Origin of the sequence: Bullifex sp. (assembly GCF_034103065.1) — a bacterium.
In the GTDB taxonomy this organism is placed as follows: Bacteria; Spirochaetota; Spirochaetia; order Sphaerochaetales; family Sphaerochaetaceae; genus Bullifex.
In genome coordinates this window covers 1-9,220 of the sequence record NZ_JAXEGN010000003.1, presented here as the reverse complement: position 1 = coordinate 9,220, position 9,220 = coordinate 1, and the positions used below count along the sequence as shown (strand labels likewise).

The 9,220-nt window shown below is 32.5% G+C and carries 8 protein-coding genes and 1 pseudogene; 3 read left to right on the top strand and 6 right to left on the bottom strand.

Features of this window, described 5'->3' with window-relative positions:
- A partial coding sequence (locus tag SOY52_RS00080; protein ID WP_320846948.1) for a family 20 glycosylhydrolase occupies window positions 1–327 on the top strand: 327 nt, incomplete at its 5' end.
- 440 nt (window positions 328–767) lie between these two features.
- Here SOY52_RS00080 and SOY52_RS00075 read toward each other — a convergent pair.
- The 4 genes from SOY52_RS00075 to SOY52_RS00060 all read right to left on the bottom strand — a co-directional run bounded on the left by SOY52_RS00075 (window position 768) and on the right by SOY52_RS00060 (window position 5,129).
- On the bottom strand, window positions 768–1,532 hold the full coding sequence (locus SOY52_RS00075; protein WP_320846947.1) for a hypothetical protein: 765 nt from the start codon (window positions 1,530–1,532) through the stop codon (window positions 768–770).
- Window positions 1,522–2,568 carry an alpha/beta hydrolase gene (locus SOY52_RS00070; RefSeq protein ID WP_320846946.1) on the bottom strand — a complete coding sequence of 349 codons (1,047 nt, stop codon included), beginning with the start codon at window positions 2,566–2,568 and terminating at the stop codon, window positions 1,522–1,524. Before SOY52_RS00070 ends, SOY52_RS00075 begins: the two co-directional genes overlap by 11 nt.
- A gap of 123 nt (window positions 2,569–2,691) precedes the next feature.
- Window positions 2,692–4,047 carry an MATE family efflux transporter gene (locus SOY52_RS00065; protein ID WP_320846945.1) on the bottom strand — a complete coding sequence of 452 codons (1,356 nt, stop codon included), beginning with the start codon at window positions 4,045–4,047 and terminating at the stop codon, window positions 2,692–2,694.
- Between the two features lie 50 nt (window positions 4,048–4,097).
- Entirely contained in the window at window positions 4,098–5,129 is a 1,032-nt protein-coding gene (locus SOY52_RS00060) for an FkbM family methyltransferase (protein ID WP_320846944.1), read from the bottom strand.
- 93 nt (window positions 5,130–5,222) lie between these two features.
- Between SOY52_RS00060 and SOY52_RS00055 the strand changes: the two genes are divergently transcribed.
- On the top strand, window positions 5,223–6,134 hold the full coding sequence (locus tag SOY52_RS00055) for an AEC family transporter (protein WP_320846943.1): 912 nt from the start codon (window positions 5,223–5,225) through the stop codon (window positions 6,132–6,134).
- On the opposite strand, the gene SOY52_RS00050 is transcribed toward SOY52_RS00055, so the two are convergent.
- Window positions 6,121–7,308, bottom strand: a complete 1,188-nt coding sequence (locus SOY52_RS00050; protein WP_320846942.1) for an MFS transporter — start codon at window positions 7,306–7,308, stop codon at window positions 6,121–6,123. The genes SOY52_RS00055 and SOY52_RS00050 overlap by 14 nt on opposite strands.
- Before the next feature lie 103 nt (window positions 7,309–7,411).
- Between SOY52_RS00050 and SOY52_RS00045 the strand changes: the two genes are divergently transcribed.
- The gene (locus SOY52_RS00045) at window positions 7,412–8,869 is read left to right on the top strand and encodes a glycogen/starch synthase (protein WP_320846941.1); all 1,458 of its coding nucleotides are present in this window, start codon (window positions 7,412–7,414) and stop codon (window positions 8,867–8,869) included.
- Between the two features lie 77 nt (window positions 8,870–8,946).
- On the opposite strand, the pseudogene SOY52_RS00040 reads toward SOY52_RS00045, so the two are convergent.
- Window positions 8,947–9,220: pseudogene (locus tag SOY52_RS00040) on the bottom strand (SAM-dependent methyltransferase); the annotation flags it as partial.

Genomic DNA, 9,220 nt, shown 5'->3' with positions numbered 1-9,220 from the left:
GATTATCGCTATGATAATACTAATGATGATGAGCATGGGCAATATTGGGGAAAAGCTACAATAAAGATGAGCTATGATTTTGAAGTCGTAAAAGCTGAAATGAAAGAGTCTGCAAGTTTAGTCCTTGGTGGTCAAGGTAATCTTTGGACTGAACGAGTTGATTTCGGTCGTGATAATGAAGCCTTACTATTCCCGCGTTTAGTAGCACTTGCAGAAAGTCTTTGGAGTGAAAACAAAGATTGGGAGAAATTTAAGAAAAAGCGAGGAGCTATAGAAAAACGATTATCATCACAGGATGTAATGTTCTGGTCAGGTGAATGGAATTAAAAAGGAAAGGCCACATGATACCAAAAGTCATGTGGCTTATATATTTTTCTTGTTTTGTAAACATATTTTGGATTTCTAGTATAATATGTATGTTAAAGGGTTAACATAATAGAAATAAAAAATTTGTATACAAATTTAATTGTTTAATTAAAATCATATATAATAAAGAATTATAAATTGTAAAATATATTTTACAAAAAAAATAAAAAATTTGTATACATTTTTTCAAAAAGTATATTGATTATTTTTTATGAAAGGATTATCTTTAAGCCATCAATAAGGGAAAAACAAAATCCCTTAGAAAAAAATTTACCTCCTTTTGTTCCCCTCATAGCGGTTTACCTCCTTTTCTCCGCAGAGGGGTTTTTTATTACCTTTAAAAGCTTAAAAAAACTTGCAAGGAAAAATCCCTGCAAGCTAAAAAATGAAAACTAAATAAATTAACGGTAAGTAAAGGCAACTTGAACTAAATAATTATTTTCATTATTAATTGTTGCCTTTAAACGCATAAATAAATAGTAAAGCTCAGCACCATAAGTTAATGATACATTTGAATAATCGACGAACAAACTTAAGGTATCAAAGAGCGTTATTTCTGCACCACATCCAAAACTCTTTAAATTATCGAAAGATAATCGAGCTAATAAATTAATATATGAACTATTAAGGGTGTAAGAAAGCATAGGAGTTAACTTACTAAAATCATTTAAGATTAAAGTTAAAGCAAGAGAGTCTTTATAAATTATGCTTGCTGCACTATTAATATTTAAATAATTTCCATTTTCCATAAAATGAGTTTTAAAGAACTTTAAACCAGCATTCTTTTTATTACTAACCTGACTTTCAGTTAACCCTCTTTTTATGTAGTTTTGAGTATATGCCGAGCTAATTCCAAATGATAAATCAAAATCTGTATTTATCTCATAGTCATATTCATATACAAAGGATAGAGTTAAGGAAGGTAAAACTGTATATGTATTATCGCTTTCTTTTTTACTATTTACTTTTCCTTCAAATCCAATTGCAAAGGGATTAAAACCTACAAATAAAGAAGTCCCAATACTATTTGGATTATAGTTTAATGCAATATCTGTATAGACCTTATCTGGAAGAGATGTTGGATTTTCAACAAAGGAATAATCTGTTGCAAAAATAGAAAAAGAACAAAATAGTGTTAACAATATAATTAATATTTTATTCTTCATCTTTTGTTGCCTTTGAATGATATTTCTGAGTAGCCTCTTGCATCTTAATTTTTCCCTCTCTCTTTAATTCTGCTTCAGTAAGAGGTTGTATTTTAGATACAGGACGACCAGAAGTAAATTGTCTTATCATACAATCAGTTTCCTCTGCGCCTACAGCTTTAGGGTAGTTTATAAAGCCATGCACAGTACCCTCTATTTCAATGTAGTTTGCCTCAGAACCAGCTTCATTTAAAGCATTAGCAAATAGCTTGCCATCATCTTTTAGAGGATCAAATTCAGCTCCAATAATAAGAGTATTAGGAAGTCTAGACAAATCAGTTGCAAGTAGAGGAGAAAATAGAGGGGACAATATATCTTTAGGTTCTCTTTGGTAACAGCTGATATAAAACTTCATCATCCTATCTGTAAGAGTAGGGCTATCAGCATAGTTTTGGAAACTCTCTGTTCTAAGCCTTCCATCGGTAACAGGATATATTAATATTTGGCCAATAGGTAACTGTACTTTTCTATCTCTAGCTAGAATAGATAAACCGGCAGCTAGAGCTCCGCCTGCACTGTCCCCCATAAAGTAGATACTATCAGGATCAACTTTCCAATATTTAATACCTTGGAGTGCCCATAGATAAGCATCATAACAATCCTCAATAGCTGTTGGAAACTTATATTGAGGTGCAAGGCGATAATCAAGTAGTAAGACACTTGCATTAGTTACTGATGCAATATGTGCACAGTATATGCCATATAAATCCATGTTTCCAAGCACCCATCCACCACCGTGCATATAGATGATAAGAGGCTTTAGACTTGTTCTTGCTAAGTCATCTGAACTTGAAAAAAAGTGTCCTGTAATAGCTCCTTCTGTAACAGGAATTACATATGTTGTTTTTGATATATGAGGAGCAGGTTTATTAAATAACCTTCTTACTAGTCGTGATGAAGGTATAGTTTTTTTATTTAAATTATTTATTAGCTCTGGAGTGAGTTTATCAACATCACGCTCTGTAAACATATTTGCGAGCGCGATGATTTTCTTCATTTTCCTTGAGAGCGGATATTTCTCTTGCATAAAAATATTGTAAATTTACTTTATTAATTATTGCAAGTTGAAATCAAAGGTGATAGCTAAAAAACCTTTGAAATAGCCATTATTTGCAATAATTTAAGTATTTGGTCCCCTTTCAATAATCTTTCTAATATTCAAAGTAAGCAAAATAATAGCAGTTAGAGCTGAAGTAATATCACTTACAGGTTCTGCAATAAATACACCATTTACACCCCAGAATGATGAAAAAATAAATACTAATGGGATTAATAGGATAATCTTTCTTAGAAGTGCTAATATTAATGAAAGCTTTGCTTCTCCTAATCCCATAAATATTTGTTGACATGCCATTTGGGCGCCAAATATACCAAGACCAATAAAGAATATCCTAGTATATGGAACAGCATATGTAATTAAAGCTTTATCATTAGTAAAAAGTGATAAGAAGAAGGCAGGAAATGATTCTAAGAGAATAGAGCAGGTAAAGGAGTAGATAAGACAAACAATTACAATTAGCTTAATAGCCTCCGAAACTCTATTTTTATTTCTAGCCCCAAAGTTAAAACTAATTACTGGTTGAGCACCTTGGCCAAAACCTTGAAGAGGCATCCAACAAAAGGACATTATTGAAGTAATAATAGTCATAGTTCCAACAGCTGCGTCTCCACCAGTTCTTTGAAGTGTTGAATTAAATACAATATTAATTGCTGCCTCTGTTGCACCCATAATAAATGGGGACACTCCTAATGCTAAAACAGGGAGCATAACTGTTTTTGTAATTTTAAACTTTCTATGATTTAACTTTAAAATAGTTTTCTTTCCTAACAAGAACTTCATAACCCAAAGTGCTGATACAAATTGAGAAATAATAGTTGCTAGTGCAGCACCTCTAGCGCCAAGGTTAAAAACAAATATAAATAGTGGATCTAATAAAATATTTAGTACTGCGCCTATTATTGTAGTTACCATGGCAAAGGTGGAATACCCTTGTGCTGTAATAAAAGTATTCATACCTAAGCATACTTGAACAAAAATAGTACCAAACAAATACGTTGAAATGTATTCATCAGCATATTTATATGTTACCTCTGATGCTCCAAAAGCAAAAAGAAGAGGCTTTTTAATAAGTAAAAAGATAGTTGTTAATACAACAGAAAGTAAAATAAGGCAGGTAAAGCCTTGGTTTAAAATATCTTCTGCCTTGTCTTTATTCTTACTTCCAAGTTGTATTGCAGCAAGTGGAGCACCACCAGCTCCAATAAGGTTTGCAAAAGCAGTAATAACCATGATAATTGGAAAGGTTATTCCAACGCCAGTTAATACCATTCCTCCTGAACCGGGAATATGACCTAAATATATTCTATCAACAATGTTATATAGTGCATTAATTAGCTGGGCTGTAATTGTTGGGATTGCAAGTCTAAAGATAAGGCTTTTTACAGGAGCCTTAGCCATCATTTGATTTCTATCCATAATCCCTATTGTAGCTTTATTTCTGCTTTTAACAAGTATGTGAATTTCTACTATTTACACAGATAGTAAAGATCCCAAAAAGGAATGCAGATACTCTTTCGAAGCATATAAGTATAGTTACTATTAATAGAGTCTAAGACAGAAGGAAGATGCCATAAATCATCGATTTTATGGTAAGAAGATAAAATAAGTTTAGGCTTATAGTTTTTAATAGTATTAGATGCCCCTAATAAACCTTTTTCCTCTTCACCTTCGATATCATATTTAATAATTGAAGCTCTGCTACCATTTAAAATAGAATCAATTGAGCGTTGGCTAATTATATCTTTCCCACCTTTTTTGTTTCCTCTACCTTTTGAAAAAGTAAAGGAAGTTTCTCCATCAACATTTGAAAGTGCAGCATTAATTAATGTAACTTTATCTAAGTTTTCACAAGAAAGAGCTAACTTTTTAAAGGATCTTGGATCAGGCTCAACGCCATAAATATGCTCATAGTTATTAGTAATTGAGCAAAACCTTTTTACTGTATCTCCATTATAAGCACCTGCATCAAAGAATACTTCATTATCATTTATTCCAAGTTCCTTCCAATTATCTTCATCGTTTGACCAAGATGAAGTTAGACTATCAAGTTTGGCAAATAATCTATGCTTAATGCTTGCTTTAAAGATTTCTTTACTTCTTTCATCAACAAGCCTTTCATAAGCACTTTCTATTTCCTTTAAATGTTTATCTAGATAGGAAGGGGTAAATGGTTCACCATTTTCATCTGTTAGTAAATCTGGGACATAGAAATCGCACTTTGTTGATATTTCTCTAGCATAGTTAATGACATTAATATCACTTGTTCCAAATACCATTAAGACAATCATTTGGCTACCAAACTTCTCTAAACATTCTTCAAATGATAAAACTGGAAGGCCAAGAAATGTCCTATTTCTTATAAAGTTGGGTGATGCAAATATCCCTGATACACTTTTATTATAGCTAGAAAGGATTTTTGCCATCATGTCAGCACCATTACCGGTTCCATAAAATACAATTGGTCTGTCTGTTGTTTTTAATAGCGTCCAAATATCCACGTTGTTATATTATCATAAAATAAGATAAAGCATCATCTCATTAAGATATTAAAGTAATTGACAAATTAACATTGAGTAAACATTATTTTTTTCATGCAGAGTATAGTAGTAAGAGCAATATCATTTTTATTAATGGTTGTATTAGCATATCTATTAAAGATAGTAGGGGTCTTTAAAAAAGAAGATGGCTATGCGCTTTCTCGTGTGATGATGAATATTACCCTCCCATGTGCAATTATTAATAGCTTTTCATCAGCTTCCTTTTCAGGCAAGATGCTAATCTTTATTTTAATTGGACTTGGTGTAAACTTACTTTTTCTGTTAATAAGCTTTTTATTTTCAAAAAATGGAACAAGAGAAGATAAAATCTATTATACCCTTTGTCTACCTGCGTATAATATTGGTTGCTTTACACTGCCTTTTGCCTCAAGCATGATGGGCCCACAAGGAGCTCTAGCAGTTTGCCTCTTTGATTCAGGTAATGCAATTCAATGTGTCGGTTTAGATTATGCAATTGCCAAATCAATGGTTGAAGAAAAGAAGAGTAAAAAGAATATACTTTTAATGCTAAAACCTTTATTAAAAGTCCCATCCTTTGTTTCATATGTTGTATTTATTACACTTGCACTACTAAAGGTAAGTGTTCCAAACGAAATATATACATTTACAAATATTGTTAGTGGTGCAAATGGACCAATTGCAATGTTTATGATTGGTCTATTACTTGAGCCACACTTTGATAAAAAAGCATTAAGAAAGACCTTTAATGTATTAGTAATTCGATATGCTGTAGCAATTCTCTTAGGCATAGTGTTATATAAAACACTTCCATTTTCATATGAAATAAGAAAGGCTGCTGTAATTGTATTATTTTCTCCAATTTCATCAGCCTCTCCTTCCTTCACACTTTCATTAAATGGTGATACTGCTTTAGCAGGAACGGTAAATAGTCTATCAATAATGATTAGTATTGTAATAATTCCACTACTAGTTATTTTGCTCTAGGTTTTATTGTTGCTGCGTAAATACTATTAATTAAACCTAAGATAGCAGATAGCGTAAATAAGGTTTCAATACCTGTTACTTGCCAAATCCAACCACCAAATAATGCAATTAGGATAGATATTAAATGGTTAACAGAAATACCTGTTGTTATGGTAGCTCTTACCTCTTCTTCGCTATCTGAGATGTCTTGGACATATACATTACTTGCCATTGCCGCAAGTGATATTACAGAGTCTAAAATGTAGTTAATACAGCAAATAATAAAAGCTACATTCATAGGGAAGAAGTGGTGTGCAAAACCATAGAAGAAGCAAACAACTATTAATATTAATGTGTCTGCAATCATGACAATTTTATATCCAATTTTATCTATTATCTTTCCGACAACTGGGGATAAAAAGAAGCAGCAAATAGCACTTATTGCAAATAGCATACTGATTACTGATGCATCAGCTTTATAAAAGAGAATTAATACATAAGGTCCAAATGTGAAGAATATCTGCTTTCTTGCTCCATAGAATACTTCAAGCATGTAATACTTCCCAAATTTCTTTCTAAAGTAGAAACGACTAGTATTCTTTCTTGCACTACCGTCACCTTTTAGTGCTTGGTTAATAATACAGCTAAGCAGGAGAATAATTAGTGATGTAATAAAAATAGTTTTAAATGCAGTAAGGCTTGAAAGTAGAGTAAATATTATTGCAACTATAATATATCCTCCAATATTACCAAAGTTTGATATTGCATTTTGTATTCCCATCGACATTCCACCGTAGCCTTTATTTGCATAATTAAGGGAGAGGGTATTTTTCATTCCTAGCTGTATATGTTCTCCTGTTGAGTAGACACAAATTGCTAATACCACTAATACCTTTGAAGGTGGTAATATAGCTATTAGTCCTAGTCCTATTAACATAATGAGGGCACCGAGCTTATAGGTATTTTCAACAGATACCTCAAAAAGAAAGGCTAAAATAAATACTAGCAAAAAGCCTGGAAGTTCTCTAAAAAACTCTGTTACACCTCTATCGAATTCTCCCATATGAACTACTTGCGCAAGGTAATTATCTAAAATGCCTTTATATAGTCCATAGGAGACACCTACACATAGCAGGGAAAGCAAAAATGCTTTGTATGATGAATCTTTTCTATATATATCTTTTAACTTATGCATGTGGTGAGAATATGCATTTAAGACTTTATTTTCAATATTTTTGCCTTTTATTTTGGTTATAGTCATGGTTTAATAAAAACTATAAGGAAAAGGGAAAGAAAATATGAAAAAAATATTATACGTAGCCTCAGAATGTGTTCCATTTGTTAAAACAGGTGGTTTAGCAGATGTAGTTGGAGCTTTACCAAAGAACTTTGATAAAAAAGATTATGATGTTCGTGTAATGCTTCCAAATTACCGTGCTATTGATCCAAAATATAGAGAAACTGCAAAGTGTATCTATTACTTCCAAATGGATAACAGAGTATATGTAGGTGTACATCAGTTAGAGTTAGATGGAATAACATATTACTTTATTGATAACGAGCAGTATTTTGGTGGTATGGTTCCTTATTATGATCTTTATCAGGACCTTGAAAGATTTGCATATTTCTCAAAGGCTTGTCTTTCAGCTCTTCCATTAATTGGCTTTAGACCTGATATCATTCACTGTCATGACTGGCAATCAGCATTAGTTCCTGTATATCTTAATACAGTATTCCAAGGAGACCCGTTCTTCAGAGGAATTAGAACAATTATGACAATTCATAATCTTCGCTTCCAAGGTACTTGGGATGTTGGTCACATTAAATGGGTATCCAAGCTTCCAGATGAATGCTTTGTACCAGGTCGTTTAGTAAGTCCTTTCCAAGATACATCAATTCCTCAAAATAGTTGGAACTGTTCAATGATGAGAGGTGCCTTAACCTATTGTGACTACATTACAACAGTAAGTAATACATATGCACAAGAAATTCAAACTCCAGCATTTGGTGATGGTCTTGATGACATCCTTGCTTGGAGAAGAGAAAGACTTTGGGGTATTATCAACGGTATCGACTATGATATTTGGGATCCTTCAAAAGATAAAAAGATTGAAGCTAACTACAATACAAAGACTCTTAAGAAGGGTAGAGCTGCTAACAAGCTGGCTTTACAGAGAGAGCTTGGATTAAAAGAAGATGAAAATGTATTTACTCTTGGCTTAGTATCACGTCTTACAGATCAAAAGGGTTTAGATTTAATTGATAATATTATGGACCGCCTCTGTAATATGAATATTAACTTAGTAGTACTTGGTACCGGTGCTAGAAACTATGAAGATATGTTTAAGTACTATGAAGGTAAGTACTATAACAAAGTAAGAGCTAAGATTTGCTATTCAGATGCACTTGCACATAAGATTTATGCTGGTTGTGATGCACTCCTTGTTCCATCTGCATTTGAACCATGTGGTTTAACACAGCTTATTTCTCTTCGCTATGGTACTATTCCAATTGTTCACGAGGTTGGTGGTCTTAAGGATACAGTTAAACCATATAATGAGTTTGATGGTACCGGTACAGGATTCTCATTTAGAAACTACTTCTCTGGTGAGCTTCTTGATAGAATTAACGCTGCATATAATCTCTACACAAATAATAGAAAAGAGTGGGAAAACATGCAAAAGCGTGGTATGAAGGAAGATTGGTCTTGGACTAACTCTTCAAAGATTTATATGGATCTTTATAACAGAATGTAAGTAAAAGAAGAGTCCTCATGATTGGGGACTCTTTTATAATAGGGGAAATTTTTCTACTAATTTCCCCTAATAATAAACTACCTTTTTATTACCCTAATAGCTGTAAAAGTTGGAATATTTAACTCGTGTAATCTTCCTTCTCCATTAGTATCTTCATAAATATCAGTAAGTATAAATCCTGCACTTAATAGAGCATTTAAATGTTCAACAGTAGTATGAGAAAACTGAACTCCATCATCTTCATCTTGCTTTAGCTCTTCAAGAAGAGAACTATCCTCAAGAGGGTTAAAGGGAAGTGAATGAACTATTTCTTTTTCATCCTTATCACCAACTATGTAGTTAATTCCATTA